The 17,764-nt window shown below is 73.6% G+C and carries 14 protein-coding genes and 1 pseudogene; 6 read left to right on the forward strand and 9 right to left on the reverse strand.

From position 1 onward, the window contains the following. The first annotated feature begins 53 nt into the window (after nucleotides 1-53). Nucleotides 54-1,958 carry a primary-amine oxidase gene (locus tag ACFEMC_RS03590; RefSeq protein ID WP_380173689.1) on the forward strand — a complete coding sequence of 635 codons (1,905 nt, stop codon included), beginning with the start codon at nucleotides 54-56 and terminating at the stop codon, nucleotides 1,956-1,958. Then, nucleotides 1,955-2,416: a hypothetical protein gene (locus ACFEMC_RS03595; RefSeq protein WP_380173691.1), complete on the forward strand. Its 462-nt coding sequence runs from the start codon at nucleotides 1,955-1,957 to the stop codon at nucleotides 2,414-2,416. The genes ACFEMC_RS03590 and ACFEMC_RS03595 overlap by 4 nt, the downstream gene beginning before the upstream one ends. Here ACFEMC_RS03595 and ACFEMC_RS03600 read toward each other — a convergent pair. Next, nucleotides 2,400-5,306: an aminotransferase gene (locus ACFEMC_RS03600; protein WP_380173693.1), complete on the reverse strand. Its 2,907-nt coding sequence runs from the start codon at nucleotides 5,304-5,306 to the stop codon at nucleotides 2,400-2,402. The genes ACFEMC_RS03595 and ACFEMC_RS03600 overlap by 17 nt on opposite strands. A 26-nt stretch (nucleotides 5,307-5,332) precedes the next feature. Further along, nucleotides 5,333-5,911, reverse strand: coding sequence for a TetR/AcrR family transcriptional regulator (locus ACFEMC_RS03605; RefSeq protein ID WP_380173695.1), 579 nt, complete (start codon nucleotides 5,909-5,911; stop codon nucleotides 5,333-5,335). A gap of 112 nt (nucleotides 5,912-6,023) precedes the next feature. On the opposite strand from ACFEMC_RS03605, the gene ACFEMC_RS03610 reads away from it, so the two are divergent. Then, complete coding sequence (locus ACFEMC_RS03610; protein ID WP_380173697.1) at nucleotides 6,024-7,133, forward strand: APC family permease; 1,110 nt, start codon at nucleotides 6,024-6,026, stop codon at nucleotides 7,131-7,133. A gap of 116 nt (nucleotides 7,134-7,249) precedes the next feature. Beyond that, nucleotides 7,250-8,890, forward strand: coding sequence for an arginine--tRNA ligase (gene argS, locus ACFEMC_RS03615; RefSeq protein ID WP_380173699.1), 1,641 nt, complete (start codon nucleotides 7,250-7,252; stop codon nucleotides 8,888-8,890). 95 nt (nucleotides 8,891-8,985) lie between these two features. On the opposite strand, the pseudogene ACFEMC_RS03620 reads toward argS, so the two are convergent. The 3 genes and pseudogenes from ACFEMC_RS03620 to ACFEMC_RS03630 form a co-directional block, all read right to left on the reverse strand. Further along, nucleotides 8,986-9,108, reverse strand: a pseudogene (locus ACFEMC_RS03620) (helix-turn-helix transcriptional regulator); the annotation flags it as partial. Beyond that, a complete protein-coding gene (locus ACFEMC_RS03625) occupies nucleotides 9,105-9,428 on the reverse strand; it encodes a hypothetical protein (RefSeq protein WP_380173701.1) in 324 nt (107 codons plus the stop codon). The gene ACFEMC_RS03625 and the pseudogene ACFEMC_RS03620, both read right to left, overlap by 4 nt. An 11-nt stretch (nucleotides 9,429-9,439) precedes the next feature. After that, nucleotides 9,440-10,867, reverse strand: coding sequence for a hypothetical protein (locus ACFEMC_RS03630; protein ID WP_380173703.1), 1,428 nt, complete (start codon nucleotides 10,865-10,867; stop codon nucleotides 9,440-9,442). 98 nt (nucleotides 10,868-10,965) lie between these two features. On the opposite strand from ACFEMC_RS03630, the gene ACFEMC_RS03635 reads away from it, so the two are divergent. After that, nucleotides 10,966-11,217 (forward strand): cold-shock protein, encoded by a 252-nt coding sequence (locus tag ACFEMC_RS03635; protein ID WP_380173705.1) that lies wholly within the window; start codon nucleotides 10,966-10,968, stop codon nucleotides 11,215-11,217. 4 nt (nucleotides 11,218-11,221) lie between these two features. On the opposite strand, the gene ACFEMC_RS03640 is transcribed toward ACFEMC_RS03635, so the two are convergent. The 4 genes from ACFEMC_RS03640 to ACFEMC_RS03655 are packed head-to-tail and all read right to left on the reverse strand — an operon-like array spanning nucleotide 11,222 to nucleotide 16,449. Beyond that, on the reverse strand, nucleotides 11,222-12,910 hold the full coding sequence (locus tag ACFEMC_RS03640) for an amidohydrolase (RefSeq protein WP_380173707.1): 1,689 nt from the start codon (nucleotides 12,908-12,910) through the stop codon (nucleotides 11,222-11,224). Next, the gene (locus ACFEMC_RS03645; RefSeq protein ID WP_380173709.1) at nucleotides 12,907-13,944 is read right to left on the reverse strand and encodes an ABC transporter permease; all 1,038 of its coding nucleotides are present in this window, start codon (nucleotides 13,942-13,944) and stop codon (nucleotides 12,907-12,909) included. The genes ACFEMC_RS03640 and ACFEMC_RS03645 overlap by 4 nt, the downstream gene beginning before the upstream one ends. Then, nucleotides 13,941-15,443: a sugar ABC transporter ATP-binding protein gene (locus ACFEMC_RS03650; protein WP_380173711.1), complete on the reverse strand. Its 1,503-nt coding sequence runs from the start codon at nucleotides 15,441-15,443 to the stop codon at nucleotides 13,941-13,943. The genes ACFEMC_RS03645 and ACFEMC_RS03650 overlap by 4 nt, the downstream gene beginning before the upstream one ends. 1 nt (nucleotide 15,444) lies before the next feature. Further along, nucleotides 15,445-16,449, reverse strand: coding sequence for a sugar ABC transporter substrate-binding protein (locus ACFEMC_RS03655; protein ID WP_380173713.1), 1,005 nt, complete (start codon nucleotides 16,447-16,449; stop codon nucleotides 15,445-15,447). Nucleotides 16,450-16,624: 175 nt separating this feature from the next. Here ACFEMC_RS03655 and ACFEMC_RS03660 point away from each other — a divergent pair, with 175 nt between their 5' ends. Further along, nucleotides 16,625-17,668, forward strand: coding sequence for a response regulator transcription factor (locus ACFEMC_RS03660; RefSeq protein ID WP_380173715.1), 1,044 nt, complete (start codon nucleotides 16,625-16,627; stop codon nucleotides 17,666-17,668). The last annotated feature ends 96 nt before the right edge of the window (nucleotides 17,669-17,764 follow it).

Genomic DNA, 17,764 nt, shown 5'->3' on the forward strand with positions numbered 1-17,764 from the left:
CTCCCTCCGTCCTACTCTTTGCGTCTCCCGCCGGAGACTTACAGAGGAGCCCCATGACCACCGGTCACCCGTTGTCCTCGTTGTCCGCCGACGAGATCGCCGCCGTCCGCGAGGTGCTGGACGCCGCCGGGCTCGTCCGCGAGTCCACCCGCTTCGCCTACGTGGGGCTCGACGAACCGACGAAGGCGGAACTCGCCGCCGGGACGCCGCCGCGGCGGGCCCGCGCCCTGCTGCACGACGTGCGCGTCGTCGCGGCCCGCGACGTCCTCGTCGACCTCACGGCGCGGACGGTCCTGCGTTCGAGCGACCTGGACGCCGCCGTCGACGGGCAGCTGCCCGTCCTCGACGAGGAGTTCGAGCTCGTCGAGCAGCTGCTCGCCACCGACGACCGCTGGCTCGCCGCGCTGGCCGCCCGCGACCTCGACGTCACCACCGTGCGCGTCGCCCCGCTGTCGGCCGGTGTCTTCGAGTACCCCGAGGAGGTCGGCCGGCGCATCCTGCGCGGTCTCGCCTTCGTCCAGGAACATCCCGCCGACCTCGCCTGGGCACACCCGGTGGACGGGCTCGTCGGGTACGTCGACGTCATCGCCCGCGAGGTGACGCAGGTCCTCGACCTCGGCGTCGTGCCCGTGCCGTCGGGGTCGGGGAACTTCGACGACCCCGCCGTGCGCGGGGAACACCGCACGACGCAGAGACCGATCTCGATCACCCAGCCCGAGGGCCCCAGCTTCACCCTCGACGGCGACCTGCTGCACTGGGAGAACTTCACCGTCCGCGTGGGGTTCGACGCCCGGGAAGGCCTGGTGCTGCACCAGGTCTCGTTCCACGACCGGGACCAGGGCCGCGACCGCCCGATCGTCCACCGCGCTTCGATCGCCGAGATGGTCGTCCCGTACGCCGACCCCTCCCCGGTCCGCGCGTGGCAGAACTACTTCGACACGGGGGAGTACCTGGTCGGCCGGTACGCCAACGCCCTGGAGCTGGGCTGCGACTGCGTCGGCGAGATCACCTACCTCGACGCGACCGTCGCGGACGAGCACGGGAACCCGCGGGTCCTGCCGAACGCCGTCTGCATCCACGAGGAGGACAGCGGGATCCTCTTCAAGCACACCGACCTGTGGGCGGGCAGCAGCACCGTGCGGCGTCAGCGTCGGCTCGTCGTGTCGTTCTTCACGACGATCGGGAACTACGACTACGGGTTCTACTGGTACCTCTACCTCGACGGGACCATCGAGTTCGAGGCCAAGGCCACGGGAGTCGTCTTCACCTCCGCCTACCCGGGGGAGGGGTACCCGTACGCGTCGGAGATCGCGCCGGGTCTGGGGGCGCCCTTCCACCAGCACCTGTTCAGCGCCCGCCTCGACATGGCCGTGGACGGGTTCGAGAACTCCGTCGAGGAGGTGCAGGTCGAGCGCGTCCCCGTCGGGCCGGAGAACCCGCGCGGCAACGCGTTCACGACGTCGGTCACGCCGTTGCGGACCGAACTGTCCGCCCGTCGCCAGGCGAACCCCGCCCAGGCGCGGGTGTGGCACGTCTCGAACCCGGGACGCCTCAACGCCCTCGGCCGGCCCGTGGCCTACGCGCTGTTCCCCGAGGGGCAGCCGACGCTCCTGGCGGCGGACGACTCCTCCATCCAGCGGCGCGCCGGGTTCGCGACGGACCACTTGTGGGTGACGGCCTTCGACCCGGACCAGCGCTACTCGGCGGGCGACTTCGTCAACCAGCACCACGGCGGAGCGGGGCTGCCGTCCTACGTCGCGGGGGACCGGGACCTGGAGGCCACCGACCTGGTCGTGTGGCACACGTTCGGGCTGACGCACGTCCCGCGGCCGGAGGACTGGCCGATCATGCCCGTCGACCACACGGGGTTCGTCCTCAAACCCGTCGGGTTCTTCGACCGCAACCCCACCCTCGACGTGCCGCCCTCGGCGGGGGCGCACTGCCACCGGGAGGGGTGACGCACCTCCACCTCGTCGCGGCGGTGGTCGGGGTCGCCGCGGCGCTCGTGGGTTTCCGGACCACCCGCGCCGCGGCGGCCGTCATGACCGCGGCGATGGCCCACTGCCTGCTGGCCGCGTGCGGGCTGGCGGTGCCGTTCCTGCTCACCCCGGTCCTCACGCTGGCCGGTTGGGGCGTCGCCTGGACCGCGGCGGCGGCCTCGCGTCGCAGCGGCTTCCCCAGCCCGGTGCCCGTGGACCTGCTGGCCACGGTCGCGCTGCTGTGGCTGCGGCCCGCGTCCGGCCACGCGCCGTCCCCCGCCGGGGCCCACCTGCACGCGACCGCCGGCCCCACCGGCCTCCTGGCCGTCCTCGTGGCGGTCGGGTGGCTGGTGTCCGCGGCCCGCCGTCTCCGGGTGTGCGGCCTGGGGATGGCGGGCAGCATGCTCGTGACGGCCCTGCTCACCAGCCTTCGGTGAGCACCCGGTCCAGGGCGTCGGCGAAGTAGTCCGCCGACTCCCGGGCGATGCACAGCGGCGGTTTCACCTTCAGGACGTTCTGGTGGTCGCCCGTCGGCTGCATCACCACGCCGAGGTCCAGCAACCGGTCGCAGATCGCCGCGGTCTCGGCGGTGGCCGGTTCCAGCGTGGTGCGGTCCCGGACGAACTCGACCCCGAGGTAGAGGCCGTCCCCGTGGACGGTGCCGAGGAGATCGTGCCGGGTGCCGAGCTCCAGCAGCCGGTCCTTGAGGTGGCCCCCGACGCGGGCCGCGTTCTCCTGCAACCCCTCCTCGCGGATGACGTCCAGCACTGTCGCGCCGACCACGCTGGAGACCGGGCTGCCGCCGGTGGAGGAGAAGAAGTACCCCTGCGTCCGGTACCGGTCGGCGATCTCCCGGCGTGTGACGACCGCGCCGACGGGGGTGCCGTTGCCGACCGACTTCGCGACGGCCACGACGTCCGGCACGACGCCCTGCTGCTCGAAACCCCAGAACCAGTGCCCGAGGCGGCCGTACCCGACCTGCACCTCGTCGGCCACGGCCAGCCCGCCGGCCTCCCGCACCGCGGCGTAGACGGCCTCGAGGTACCCCGGCGGCAGGGCGACGCCGCCCGCGTTGCCGAAGTACGTCTCGGCGACGAAGGCTGCGAGGTCGACCCGTTCGGCGAGCTCGCGGATCGTCGCGACCGCCTCGGGGGCGTAGCGGTGGGCCTCCTGCCCCCGGTACGTCCCGCGGTAGGAGTTCGCGGCGTCGACCGTGTGGACCCAGTCGGGCCGGGTGGCGAGGGCGTTGGGGTTGTCGGCCACCGACGTCGAGACGGCGTCGCTGGCGAACGTCCAACCGTGGTAGGCCTCCCGCATCGCCACGACGTGGCGCCGTCCGGTGGAGGCCATCGCGATGCGCAGCGCGAGGTCGACGGCCTCGGAGCCGGAGTTCACGAGGAACACCGTGTCGAGCTCGTCGGGCAGCGTCGCGGCGATCTTCTCGGCGAACTCGGCGACGGCCGCGTAGTGGAAGCGGGAGTTCGTGTTGAGCAACCGCAGCTGCCGGCCGGCGGCCTCGGCGACGCGCGGGTGCGCGTGCCCCACGGAGGTGACGTTGTTGACCATGTCGAGGTACACGCGACCGTCGACGTCGGCGAGGTGCTCGCGCCAGCCGCGTTCGATCTGGGGCGGCTGCGCGTAGTAGTGCTCCTGCACCTCGGCGAGGACCCGTTCGCGGCGGCGCAGCACCTCGTGGGCGGCGACGGGCACCACCGGGTCGAACCCCAGCAGCGGGGCCGGATCGGCGACCTGCGCCAGCCAACCCGGAGCCTGCGCCGCCCGCACGCGCGCGGGGACGTCGAGGTCCCCGGTGCCGCGCACGACCTGCACGAGCACGGGGGTTCCCGCCGGCAGCCGCCCGAACTCGGCCCCCGCGACCACGGGACCGGCGAGCGCCTCCGCCCCGAGCACCCGCAGCACCGCGGCGTCCCCGACGAGTTCCACGACGGAACCCCGCAATCGCACCTGCCCCGGGAACGGCGCGAGCAGGGGCTGGGCGCGGCCGAGCCACAGGGTGCTGCCGGTGGGGACGGAGGCGGGCGGTTCCGGGCTCAGCGTCGGCGCACCCGTCAGCACGGGCACCCCGTGGGGCAGTGCGACGACGTCCGCACCGGCGGCCAGCAGGCGCGCGGCCTCGCGGTCGAGAGAGCCCGAGTCCTGCCACGCCCCGAGGTCGTTGAGCTCTGAGCGGGTGCTCGCGTCGAGGACCTCCACGACCAGCCCCTCGGGCAGGAGCCGGTCGCCCGTCGCGGGCTCCCGGGGCGCGGAGCGTCCGAGCGCGTCCCGCAGCAGTGCCGTGACGACGGGGAGCGGAACCTCCGCCGCCTTCTCGAAGATGCGCCACTCGCGGTCCAGGCCGTCCTGGGCGTAGGCGTTGCCGGGGTCCAGGACGGCCTGGTCGCGGCCGGACACCACGAGGACGGCCCCGCGCAGGACGACCAGCGGCCAGAGGGCCTCGACCTCGTCGTCGGTGAGGTGGCGTTCGGCGTCGAAGGCGCGGACGGCGGGCAGCACGCTCTCCACCTCCGCGCCGGCGTGGTGCAGCACCGAGGAGATCGTGACCGCGAGCTCGGCGACGCGGTAGGAGCGCAGGGTGTCGCCGAAGTCGACGACGCCGTCGGGCAGCACCCCTCCCGGGGGCACGACGACGTTGTCGTCGGTGAGGTCGAAGTGGCCGAGCTGGCGGGGCAGCCGGTCGGCGAGCGGTTCGAGCGCGGCGAGCGCCGTCCCGGACTCGGTGAGGACCCGCTCCCGCACGCCTGCGTCGGGGTCCTGGGGGGCCAGGAGTTCCACGACCCGCCGCGCGTGCTGCAGGTCCCACTGCAGGACCCGTTCCTGCGCGGGGTCTTCCACGCTCTCCAGCGTGCGGCTGACCGCGGCGGCCAGGACGCCGAGGCGCTCGACGACGGACGGGGAGAGGTGGCGCGAGCCGTTGAGGGTGTGGCCGTGGACGACGGTCAGCAGCCGTGCGTGCAGCCGGCCCCGGGAGGTGTCGAACCACCCGCGCAGGGGTTCGCCGTCCCGGCGCACGACACGCGCCACCCGCAGGTCCGGCCGCCCGGCGGCCACGAGGTCGGCGGCCCGGTCGAGCAGGTCGATCTCTGCCTCGGCGAAGGCGGGGTTGCTGATCTTGAGGACCCCCACGGCCTCGCCGCCGGCGTCGTGGGCCATGAAGTTCTGGTCCTGCTGGCTGCCCAGGGAACGCAGCGTGACGTCCAGCCCCCACGCCTGCGCCACGAGCGTCCGCAGTTCGTCGGCGGGGACGTCGGGCGCGGGCAGCGCGGGCTGGGAGAAGAAGTCGAAGAGCGGCGCGTCGGCGGCGGTCACGCACCGATCCTAGACTGAAAAGTCAGTCAGGATCCAGGGGTCTGCAGCAACCGGCTCGCGACGTCCCGCAGCGCGTGCACGGCCTCGGCCGTCGTCAGCTCGCCCGTGAGCCAGCGGCTGTCCAGGCCCTCCATGAACACCGCGACCTGCAGGGCCACCCCGTCCGCGTCCACGCCGGCCGCCACGTTCCCGGCCGCCTGCGCCTCACGGACCGCGGCCGCGATGTCGTCGGTCCAGGCCCGGCTGGCCGCGGCCATCGCCTCCCGCAGCGCGGGTTCGTGGACCGCGCTGGCCCGCAGCTCGTTCCACGCCCGGGAGTGGTCGACGACCTCCGGGTCGTCGACGAACTCGGCCGTGAACTGCTCGAGCAACCGCTCGACCGTCCGCGCCGGCTCCGCACCCGGCCGCCGGCGGAACGCCAGCGCCTGCCGCGTCACGTGGTCCAGGGCCGCGGTGACGAGGGTGTCCCGGTCGGTGAAGTGGTAGTAGATGAGGCTCGTCGCGACCCCCACCCGGGCGGCGACGTCGCTCACCCGCAACCCCCGCACTCCGACGTCGGCGATCGCCTGGGCGCTCGCGGTGAGGATGTCGTCACGCCGGGACACGCGCGGCAGCCTACCGATCCGCCGCGCCCCTCCTCCCCGCATCCGTAGCGCTACGGATCCCCGGGAGCGTCCGTCCTGGTGGACTCCGGATCCCATCCCGGACAGGACGACGATGACTCCCGAGACGCACCCCACTCACCAGGCCCCCGCCTCCACCGGACTGCGCCGCGGCCGGCTCGGCGTCCTCGGCGTCACCTTCTTCGTGGTGGCCGCCGTGGCCCCCATGGCGGCCATCGTGGGCGGTTCGCCCGTCGTCTTCGCCAGCGTCGGCCCCGGGGCGCCCGCGGTGTTCCTCATGGCCGGGCTGCTGTTCCTCGTCTTCAGCGTCGGGTACGTCACGATGAGCCGGCACCTCACGAACGCCGGGGGTTTCGTCGCCTACGTCGCCCGCGGGCTGGGAACCCGGGCCGGCGCGGCCGTCGCCGGGATCACAGTCCTGTGCTACGTCGCCCTCCAGTGCGGGCTGTGGAGCCAGTACGGGGTCTTCGTCGCGCAACTCGTCGAGAACCGGCTCGGTATCGCCGTGCCCCGCGAGGTCCTGCTGCTGCTCTCGCTCGTCGTCGTCACCGCGCTCACGGCCCGCGGCGTCGACCTGTCGCTCAAGGTCCTCGGGGTGCTTCTCGTGCTCGAGGTGGTCACCTTCGTCGTCCTCGACGTCGTCGTCCTCGCCCAGGGCGGCGGCCCCGACGGGTTCTCGCTGCAGGGCTTCTCCCCGTCCTCGTGGGCCGTCCCCGGACTGGGGGTGGCGTTCCTGTTCTGCGTCTCGTGCTTCACCGGGTTCGAGGCGACGGTGGTGTTCTCGGAGGAGGCCCGCGAACCCCGCCGCACCATCCCGCGCGCGGCCTACCTGGCCATCGGGTTCATCGGCGTCTTCTACGCCTTCACGACGTGGTGCCTGGGCGGGGCCGCGGGGTTCGGCGTCGTCCAGCAGGAGGCCGGCGACAAGCTCGCCGCCAGGACCTTCGTCCCCGACCTCGCCGCCCGCTACGTCGGCTCGGGCTTCGCGACCGTGATGGACGTGCTGGTCGTGACGAGCTTCTTCGCCATGCTCATCGGGTTCCACAACCTGTTCACGCGGTACGTCTTCGCCCTCGGCCGCGCCGGGGTCCTGCCGTCCGTGCTCGGCCGGACGAACCCGCGGACCCGCACCCCAGTGGCCGCGGCCCTCGCCATCGGCGTCGCGGACTTCGGGATGTCCGCGGCCTCCCCGTTCCCAGCCTGACGTGCAACACTGCTCCCATGTCCTCGACCCGGGTGCTGCGACGACGACGCCGACGCGTCTCCTGACCCACCCCTCGTCCGGGGGGTGACGCCGCCGTCGCACCCCGAGGAACCGCAGTGCCCACGATCGAGAACTCCCTCACGTCCCGGCTGACCGCCGCCGCCCTGTCCGCCTTCGGCGTGCACGCCGACCCGGAACTGCGGACGGCCACCCGGCCCGAGTTCGGCCACTTCCAGAGCAACCTCCCGTTGCGGCTGGCCGGACCGTTGGGCGAACCGCCCCGGGTCCTCGGGGAGCGGTTGGTCGACGCGCTGGACGTCGACGACCTGTGCCTGCCACCCGTCCTGGCCGGTGCGGGTTTCGTCAACCTGACGCTGCGGCCGGAGACCCTGGCCCGGACCGTCACCGGGCACGCGGCCCACGCCCACCTGGGGGTCGACAGACCGCCTGCCCCGCAACGGGTCGTCGTCGACTACTCCTCGCCGAACGTGGCCAAGCAGATGCACGTCGGGCACCTGCGGTCGACCGTCATCGGGGACGCCCTCGTCCGGGTCCTGGAGTTCGCCGGGCACGAGGTGCTGCGGCGCAACCACGTCGGGGACTGGGGGACGCCGTTCGGCATGCTGCTGGAGCACCTGGCCGAGCGCGGGTTCCCCGACCAGCCCGACCTCACCGTCCTGGACGACGCGTACCGGGCCGCGCGGCGGCGGTTCGACGAGGAGCCGGGTTTCGCCGACCGTGCGCGGCGGCGGGTCGTGGACCTGCAGGGCGGTGACGTCGCGACGAGGGTCCTGTGGGAGCGGGTCGTGGCCGTGTCGGCCGAGGCGTTCTCCGCGACCTACGCCCGTCTCGGGGTGCGGTTGCAGCCGGGTGACGTGCTGGGGGAGAGCCACTACCAGGACCGGTTGCAGCGGACCGTCGACGACCTCGACGCGTTCGGCCTGCTCCGGGAGTCCGACGGGGCGCTGTGCGCGTTCCCGCCCGGTCTTCCGCCGGTGGTCCTGCGCAAGTCCGACGGGGGTTTCGGCTACGACGCGACCGACGTCGCCGCCCTGCGGCACCGGGTGGCCGTGGACGGCGCGGACCGCCTCGTCTACGTCGTCGACGCCCGGCAGAGCCTCCACTTCGACCAGGTCTTCGCCCTGGCGCGGGCCGCCGGCTGGCTCCCGGCCGCCGTGCGGGCCGAGCACGTCGCCTTCGGGACGGTCCTCGGCGCCGACGGGCGCCCCTTCAAGACGCGGGACGGCGGCACGGTTCCCCTCGGGGCGTTGCTCGACGAGGCCGAGCAACGCGCCGGCTCGCGAGACGTCGGCATCGGGGCGGTGAAGTACGCCGACCTGTCCTCCGGGCTGGGTCGGGACTACGTGTTCGACCTCGACCGCATGGTCGGGACGGACGGCGACACCGGGCCGTACCTCCAGTACGCGCACGCCCGCCTCGCGACCCTGCTGGCCCGAGCTGGAGGCGCGCCGGGGCCGGTGACGGTCCTGGCGCACCCGGCGGAACTGCGGGTGGCGTTCGCGCTGACGCGTTTCCCCGGGGTGTTGCTGGGGGTGGCCCGCACGCTGGAACCGCACCGGTTGTGCGGGTACCTGCACGAACTCGCCGTCGCGGTGTCCGGCTTCTACGAGGCCTGCCCCGTCCTGCGGGCGGAGGAACCGGCGCGTTCCAGTCGGCTCGCGCTGTGCGCCGCCGCCCGGCGGACGCTGGCCACCGGCCTGGACCTGCTCGGGATCGCGGCGCCGGACGCGATGTAGGCGGAGCGGTGCACGAGTCGTGCAGGTCCCGTCGCGCCGGTGTCCGAGACCGGCCGGTGGGAGGAGAGTCGGAGCATGGGAAGGGCTCAGCAGGTGCTGGGATCGTACCGGCCGGTCTCCAGGGCGTTGACGGTCTGACGGGAGACGTCGAGGAGGTCGGCCAGTGCCGCCTGGGTCAGTCCACGCGCGGCGCGCAGTTCCCGGATGCGGTTCTTCACCGGCGGGCAATGACGGCCGCTGCGACCGCCCAGGACAGCATCCCGGCCCCGAACACGATCCAGGGGGTCGCCGTCAGGTGCAGACCGGCGAGGGCGAGCATGCCGACGACCACACACCCGACCATGCCGACGGCGAAACCGACCGCGAGGGCACGGAACTGCAGGAGCTGGGCGTACTCGTCCGATCGGCACAGTCCGCGGACGACGGCCACGATGCACACGACGTAGGCGGCCATGGCCGGCGTGAAGTCCAGGAGGTAGGCGCGCGCCCTGGCGCGGTCGCCCCTGCTCGGACCGGCAGTGTCAAGCTCGCTTTCCATCGGGGTGCACGTCAGAACGGGGGCGGGTCGTCCGAAACGGGTGGGCGGACCTGGCGCCGCCGAAGTTCCTGGAAGACGTACTGGGTCTTGAACCGGTGGTGGCTGCGGCAGAACGCCCGCAGGTTCTCCGCCCTCGTGGGGCCTTGCGGGAACGGGACGACGTGGTCGAGGTCGCAGTCGACCGCCGGGACCGGGCATCCGGGGGCGGTGCAGGTCTCGTCCCGCGCGGTGACGTACCGGCGCAGCGCGGCGCCGGGGCGGTACGTGTCAGCGGCGACGTCGAGGACGTGCCGCGTTCCGGGAGCCACGGTGACGGCCCGCCACTGCGCCCCGGCGGTACCGGCCAGGTCGCGGGCGACGTCGGCGGGGACGGGGCCGACGCCGTCGACCCACGCGGGGTGGTCGTCCAGGCGCAGGAGGGTGGAGGCGTCGATGCGGACGTGCAGCTGGACGGAGGAGGCGGGACGGTGGGTCCGGCCCTGCCGGGTGGGTGCGGGGGCGGGTTCACCGCTGGCTGCTGGGTCGGTGGCTGCCGGGACGTGCCGGTCCATCGCATCGCGCAGCAGGTCGGTCGCGACGTCGCACTCGCGCTGTCCATGGCTGCGGGTGTCCAGTACGCCGCGGGCGGTGGCGTCGTCGGCACTGGCGTCGGCGGCGGCGGTGACGTGCGCCTTGAAGCGCAGGGCGTCGGCCAGGGGCATGAGGAAGGTGACGTGGGCGTGCTGCTGGCCGCTGAGGTCATCGCCGCTGTCGCCGAAGGTGTCGTCGTGCGGGGTGACGTGGACCCCGCCGGTCTCGGGTCGCGGGCGTTGCAGTTCCACGGCGCGGTAGCCGGGGGTGAGGGCGGTGATGACCTGGTCGAGGCGGTAGGTCAGGCGGCGGCCGGTGTGGCCGTGTTCGGCGTGGGTGACGGCGGCGGTCAAGTACTGCTGCAGGGCGTGGGTGTGCGCTTGGCCGGTCAGGAGGGGTTCGCCCTCGTCGGCGACCATGCTGGTGCTGCCGTCGGCGTGGGTGGTTTCGGTCAGGACGGCGACGCGGCCGGCGAGGCGGCGGGCGCGGGCTTCGATGGTGCGGGCCTGGTGGCGGGTGATGCGGGCTTCGGCGACGGCAGTCCACAGGGTGTGGTGGTCGCTGCCTTGGTGGTAGGCGGTGTGGATGACGCCGGCGGCGGCGTCGTAGGGCATGTGTTCGTGGCGGGCGAACTCCTCGGTGACCAGGTCCAGGGCGGCCTGCAGTCGGTCGGCGCCGCGGCCGGTGACGGTGAGGCCGCGTTCGTCCAGGACGGCCAGGTCGGGGTGCTCGGAGTTCGAGACCCGCTGGACGGCGGCGGCGACGCCGAGCAGGAACGCGGCGTGGGCGGTGTCGACCGCGCGGCGCAGCCGGGACGGCGCGGCGAAGGTGACCCCGTCGGGGGCTTCGTCGAGGAACGTCGCGGCCATGCCTCAACCTACCGCACAGGAACGGTTCGAACAAGCCGAACGCATTGTGCTGCAGCGACTCTCATGAGTGACTCACCGGGCGCGGGTACGCTGCGGACATGGTCGAAGGAACGGTCAAGTGGTTCCGGGCGGAGAAGGGCACCGGCGCGATCAGCAGCGCAGAGCTGCCGCCCGGTCGCGACGCCTGGGTGCACTTCAGCTGCGTCGAGGGTTCTGGCTACCGGGAACTCCAGGTCGGGGAGGAGGTCGAGTTCGAGTTCGAGGCGGCGCAGCAGGACAGCTTCGACTTCCGTGCGACCAGGGTCCGTCGACTCCGGTTGGACGACGGACCCGGGCGGCGGGTGACCTGACCCGTCAGCCCACGTTCTGCGGGACCCGCCCGTCCACCACCTCGTGGGCCAGTTCCCCGCGGAACCACGTCTGCAGCACCACGGCCCGGTGGATCTCCTCGACCGGGACCTCGAACAGGTTGCGGTCGAGCACGGCGAGGTCGGCGGAGAATCCCGGCCGCAACCGGCCCACCTCCTCGCCGAGCCCGGCGGCCTCGGCGGGGGCGGAGGTGAACGCCGTGAGGGCGGTGGCCACGTCGACGGCCTGCCCGGGGTTGAGCGTTCCCGGGACCGCCGGGTCGACGTTCCGGCGCGTCACCAGGGTCTGCAGCCCCGTCCAGGGGTCTGGCGTCGGCAGCACGCACGGCCAGTCCGAGCCCGCCGCGACGACGGCGCCGGACTCCACGAGGTCGCGCACGGGCCAGCTCGCGGCGAGGAGTTCCTCGCTGATCTCCCCGGCGACGGCGTCCTGCACGACGCCCGGGTACCAGATGTACGGCGACGCGTCGGCGACGACGCCGAGCGCGGCGAACCGGGGGAGGTCGGCGGGGTCGACGTACTCGGTGTGCGCGATCTGGAAGCGGGGGCCGGGACCGCGTTCGGCCTGGACGGTCTCGACCGCGTCGAGGACGGCCCGCACCGAGGCGTCGCCGGTCGCGTGGAACTTCGCGCCGATCCCCAGGTCGTAGCAGTGCGCGACCTGCTCGACGAGTTCGTCCTGCTGCCAGTACAGCTCGCCGTACTCGGGTTCGTCGTGCTGGTGGTGGCAGCGGTAGGGCGCGAGGAGCGCCGTGGTCCGGGTCATGGGGACTCCGTCCAGGACGACCTTGACGAAGTCGGGCCGGACGAGCTCGCTGCGGTGCCGGCGCAGTTCGGCGACCAGTTCGTCGCCGACGACGCTGGCCTCCAGGAACGGGCGGACGGGGGCGGACGTCACGACTCGCAGGGTCAGCCGTCCCTCGTCCTCCAGCGTCCGCAGCGCCTCGACCGGCGCGGGCGTGGTGGCCGCGTCCTGCACGCTCGTGATCCCGAAGGAGTTCACGACGCGGACGGCCTCCTCCAGCGACCCCAGCGTGCGGGCGGCCGGGTCGGGCACGGCCCGGGCGAAGGCCTCCTCGGCCAAGGCGGAGGCCATCTCCTCCAGCACGCCGCTGAGGGAACCGTCGGGGGTGCGTCCGAGGTGGCCACCCTCGGGGTCCGGGCTCGTGTGGTCCAACCCCATCGCCTGCAGCGCAGCACTGCTGACCCAGCGGTTGTGCATCGAGACGTCGCGCAGGAGGACGGGCCGGCCGCCGGCGGCCTCGTCGAGCCGGGCGACGACGGAGGCGTCGGCGTCGGCCGCTGCGAGGACCCCGCTGTTGACGATGCCGCCGACGACCCAGGCCTCGGCCGGGAGGTCGCGGGCCCAGTCCCGCACCGCGGCGAGCACGCCGTCGAGGTCGGCGTCGGGGGAGACGGGCAGTTCCCACCGCGACTGGGACCCGCCGAGGTTGAGGTGGATGTGACCGTCGACCAGACCGGGGACGACGAACCGGCCGGCGAGGTCGACGACCCGCGTGGTCGGACCGGCGCTCCCCTCGAGGTCGGCGTCGTCGCCGACGGCGGTGATGCGGCCACCGGTCGCGGCGAGGGCCTGCGCCCAAGGCCGGTCGGGGTCCTGCGTCCAGATCCGGCCGCCGAGGAAGAGCGTGTCGGGGTGGGTGGGCGCGGTCATGCGGAACCTCCGGAACTCGTGCGGGCGGCTCGTGCCTCGAGCCGTTGTCGGACGACGTGCGTGCCCTTGGCGATGGCGATGGCGGCGACGAGGGCCACACCGCTGGCGACGCTCTGCCAGAACGTCGTGACCCCGAGCAGGGTCAACCCGTTGCGCAGCATGCCGAGGAACAGGACCCCGAGAGCGACGCCGAACATCCCGCCCTCCCCGCCGGTGAGGGCGACGCCGCCGAGCAGGACGGCCGTGAGGACCTGGAGCTCGAAACCCAGCCCGAGCTGCCCGGCCGGGGCGCTGTTCAACCGGGCCACCGTGACGACCCCCGCGAACGCGGCGGCCGCGCCGCTCAGCACGAACACGACCAGCGGGACCTGGCGGACGCGCACGCCGGACAGGAACGCGGCCTCGCGGTTCACGCCGATGGCGTACACGTGCCGGCCGACGGGCGTCGTCGTCAGCACCAGGCCCGCGACGACGAGCGCGGCGAGCGCCAGCCACACCGCGAGCGGGACCCCCGCGACGGTGCCGACGCCCAGGAACCCGAACGTGTCGCCGAAGGTGTTGACCGGCAGGGGACTGACGAGTTGCGCCGCACCGCGGACGGCGGTCAGCGACCCGAGCGTCACGATGAACGACGACAACCCGAAGAACGTGCTCAGCACGCCGTTCACCAGGCCGACGAACGCACCGACGGCGACGGCGAGCACCACGGCGAGGACCGGGTTCCCCTGGCCGCCGGCCATGACCTTGCCGGCGACGACCCCGCCGAGGGCCAGCGTCGAGCCGACGCTGAGGTCGATGTACCCGCAGATCACCAACACCGCACCGGGAACCGCGACCACGGCGATGACGGCGGCGTCGAGGAGGACGCCGCGCAGGTTCCCCCAGTCCAGCGCCGTGCCCGTGCTCACCTGCAACGCGGCGACCATGACGACGAGCAGGACGAGGAGGGGGTTGCGGGTCAGGCCGGCCCGCAGGCGGGCGCCCGGGGAGACCTCCTGCACCGGGGGCACCGGGCGGGTCATGGTGGTGCTCATGTGGAGTTCCTCTCCTGGTGGGCGGGGGAGTCGTGGAGCCGGACGACGAGGTCGCGGGCCTGCAGGTCGCGGACGTCCAGTTCCTCCACGACCCGGCCGTCGCGGACGACGAGGCACCGGTGCGCGAGCGCGAGGACCTCGTCGGCCTCGTTCGTCGCGAACAGGACGGCAGCGCCCCGGGCGGCCAGGCCGTGGACGACGTCGTAGATCTCGGCCCGGGCCCCGACGTCGACCCCCTGCGTGGGTTCGTCGAGCAGCAGGACGCGCAACCGGTCGCCCTCCTGCAGCGACCGGCTGATGAGGACCTTCTGCTGGTTGCCGCCGGAGAAGCTGTCCACCGGCAGGTCGGGGGCCAGGGGTCGCAGGGCGACGTGCCGGGCGACCTCCCCGAACTCGCGGCGTTCGCTGCGCCGGGAACGCCAGGGCCCGCGACCGAGGCGGTGCAGGACGCCGAACACGCTGTTGTCCAGCGCCGAGAGCCGCCCGAACAACCCCTGGGTCCGGCGGTCCCCGGGGACGAGGCAGATGCCCGCGCGCAAGGACTTCGCCGGGCTGCCGACGTCGATGCGCCGCCCGTCGACCTCGGTCTCCTGCGTGCCGCCCCGGTACAGCGTCTCCAGGATGCGCGTCCGCCCGGACCCCACGAGGCCGAACAGGGCGACGACCTCGCCGCCGCGCAGGGTCAGGTCGACGGGACCCATGCCCCGGCCCTGCAGACCCCGCGTCCGCAGGACCACGGGCGGGTCCGCCGGGGGAGCGGGGGGCGCCGGGGGACGGCTCGCACTGCGCCCGCTGATCGAGGCGGCGAGTTCGGCCGTCGTGAGCCCGGCGAGGTCGGCCTCGAACACCTGGCGCCCGTCGCGCAGGGTGCTCACGCGGTCGGCGAGGCGGGTCACCTCGGCGAGGAGGTGCGTGACGTAGAGGATCGCGAGCCCCCGGTCCCGCAGCCGTTCGACGAGTTCCACGAGGCGGGCCGCCTCGTCCCCGGCCAGGGAGGCGGTGGGCTCGTCCAGGACGAGGAGCTTGGCGTTGCGCTGCAGTGCCTTCGCCACCTCGACGAGTTGCCGCTGCCCGATCGGCAGGTCCCGCACCAGGGCGCGCGGGGAGATCGTGGACCCGAGCTCGGCGAGCGTCGCCGCGGCGGCCTCCCGCTGGTGGCGGGCGTGCACGAGGACACCACCGGACCGCACCTCCTGCCCGAGGAAGAGGTTGTCGGCCACGGACAGGTTCCCCACGAGCGAGAGGTGCTGGTAGATCACCGCCACGCCCGAGGCGATGGCGCGGCGCGGGGTGAGGTCCACGAGGGGTTCCCCGTCGAGTTCCATCGTCCCGGCCGTGGGGGCGGTGGCCCCGCCCAGGCACTTGATGAGCGTCGACTTCCCGGCCCCGTTGTGGCCGAGCAGTCCGTGCACGGTGCCGGACGCGATCGTGAGGTCGACGCCGTCGAGGGCGAGCGTGGCGCCGTACCTCTTGGTGAGGCCCTGCAGGACGAGTCCCACGTCAGCCGCCGAAGATCTTGATCTGGGCGTCCACGGCGGCCGGGTCGTCCATGGTGATGAGGGCGACCGGCAGGTCCACGCTCGCGTCCTTCTTCCCCTGTCCCAGGGCCAGCGGGATGTCGACGACGGCGTGCGCGATGGCGATGCCGTCGACGGTCACGGTGGCCCGGAAGAACGTCCCCGCCTTCATCTTCTGCAGTGCGAAGAGGTTCGCGTCGAGGCCGCCCACGTACGTCTTCGCGTCCGTCTCGGGGCGCCCCGCCGTGACGAGCGCCTGGTAGGCGCCCTGCGCCGCGTCGCCCACGGCCGTGAGGACGACTGCGATGTCGGGGTGCTGGGCCAACGCCGCCGACGTGACGCTCAGGCCCTCCGACGGGCTGACGCCCTGCTGCTGCACGACGACCTGCGCGCCCGGCGCGGTGGCCTCCAGTCCCTCGACGAGACCCTTCGTGCGCTCACGACCGATCTGGATCGTCTGGTCCTCGATGACGAGGACCTTGGCCCTGCCGCCGAGGGTCTCGTTGACCCACGTCCCGGCGTGGTCGGCCAGCTGCTTGCCGGAGTCCTCGAAGGAGAACTGCAGGGTCGCGTCCTGCGTCGGGAGGTCCCCGCCGTAGGTGACCCAGTACTTCCCGGCCGCCTTGTACTGCTTGGCCATCGCCTCGAGGCTGGCCGGGTCGGCGGGGAAGGAGACGACCGCGTCGACGTCGGAGTTCAGGTACGTCGTGAGGTTCGTGATCTGCTGCGACAGGTCGTTGTTGTCGTTCGTCAGCTCGAAACCCACGGACTTCGTCTTCGCGTAGTCGACCATGATCGGCGTCAGGGCCGCGTAGATCGGCAGCGAGGTGAAGGGGTAGTCGAACAGGATCTTCTTCACCGGGCGGGGTCCGCTGGACCCGCTCGCGGTGCTGCCGGACCCGGACTGCTCGGTCATCGTCCCGCAGGCGGTCGTGGCGCCCACGACGGACAGGCCTGCGCCGAGGAGGAGGGTTCTGCGAGTGACCATGGTGGCGCTCCTGGCGGGGGTCGGGGTGCGTCGGGTGGGGTGGTGACCGGACACGGAATCAGGTGGGTGCGGCGGCGGTATCCGTACGCCTACGGACGCGTGGTTCTGCCGGAAGTGCTTGAGCGCGCGCCCTCCCCGCCGTACCGTCTCCAGCGGGAGTCGAACGGAGGTGCGTGTGGACACGGAACTGCTCACGGCCGCGGCCGGCCTCGGCGTGCTCGCGGGGAGTGCCCCCGGTCCGGGTCCCGACGACGGGACCGCGGTGGGGTCCACGGTGCTGGGCCTGCTGGCCACGCTCATCCCGAGCGACGCCTCGGCCCTGCAGGTCGTGGGTGCAGGGCCCTCGCGCTCGGTGTCCACGCGGACGCTGGCCAGCCGGGGGTTCGCCCACCACTGGGGCGACGCGGTCGCGGCCGACTGGATGCGGACCCCGGACCTGGACTACCTGCGGGCGGCCTGGCCCCCGCCGACGCTGTCGGCCGACACCGGACGGCGACGCGGCGACGACTTCCTCGAGGGGTCGTTCTACCGGCAGCACCTGGCCCCGGAGGGTTTCGTCGACGGCATGTCCGTGCACCTCGTCGACGCGGACGGGGCCACCGCCGGCTTCGCCCACTTCTCGGCGCGCACCCCCCGGTTCGGCCCGGCCGAACAGGCGCGGGCCGGGGCCCTCGTCCCCGTGCTGAACGCCGTCGTGACCCGGGCCCGGAACGCCACGACGGCCCCGCGACCGCAGGCGGCCGCCGCCTTCCTCGACGCGCGCGGTCTGCACCCGCTGCCCGGGACGGACGCACCGGCGGTCGTCGGGGACCCGCGCCTGGCGCGCGTCCTCAGCACGCTGCGCGCCGCTCCCGGCCGGCGGCTGGGCGCCTGGTGGGACGCCGGCGGCACCTGGTACCGCGTCGTCGCCGCCCCGGAACCCGCCGGTCACCCCGACCGGCTGCTCGTGCGGGTGGAACCGGGGGAGCTGCCGTGCGGGCTGTCCCGGCGGGAGCTCGACGTGCTGACGTGCGTCGCCGCGGGGATGTCGAACGCCGACATCGCCGGCCGCCTGGCCATCTCGGTGCGGACCGTGCACACGCACGTCGACGCCGTGCGGTGGAAGACGGGCAGCGCGTCCCGGGTGCACGCGGCCGCGTGGGCGCACCGCGAGGGCGTCCTGCACCTGGCGCCCGACGCGAGCGCCGACGACGTCCGCCTGCTGCTCCACCGGCTCTGAGGAGAGGCTGTGAAGACCGCCGCGAGCTTCCTGGGAGTTCCGGCGAGTGGTCTCCCGGTCCCGTCCGCGTACGTCATCGTGGTCGCGTGCACCACG

The organism is Kineococcus sp. DHX-1 (assembly GCF_042473625.1).
Taxonomy (GTDB): domain Bacteria; phylum Actinomycetota; class Actinomycetes; order Actinomycetales; family Kineococcaceae; genus Kineococcus.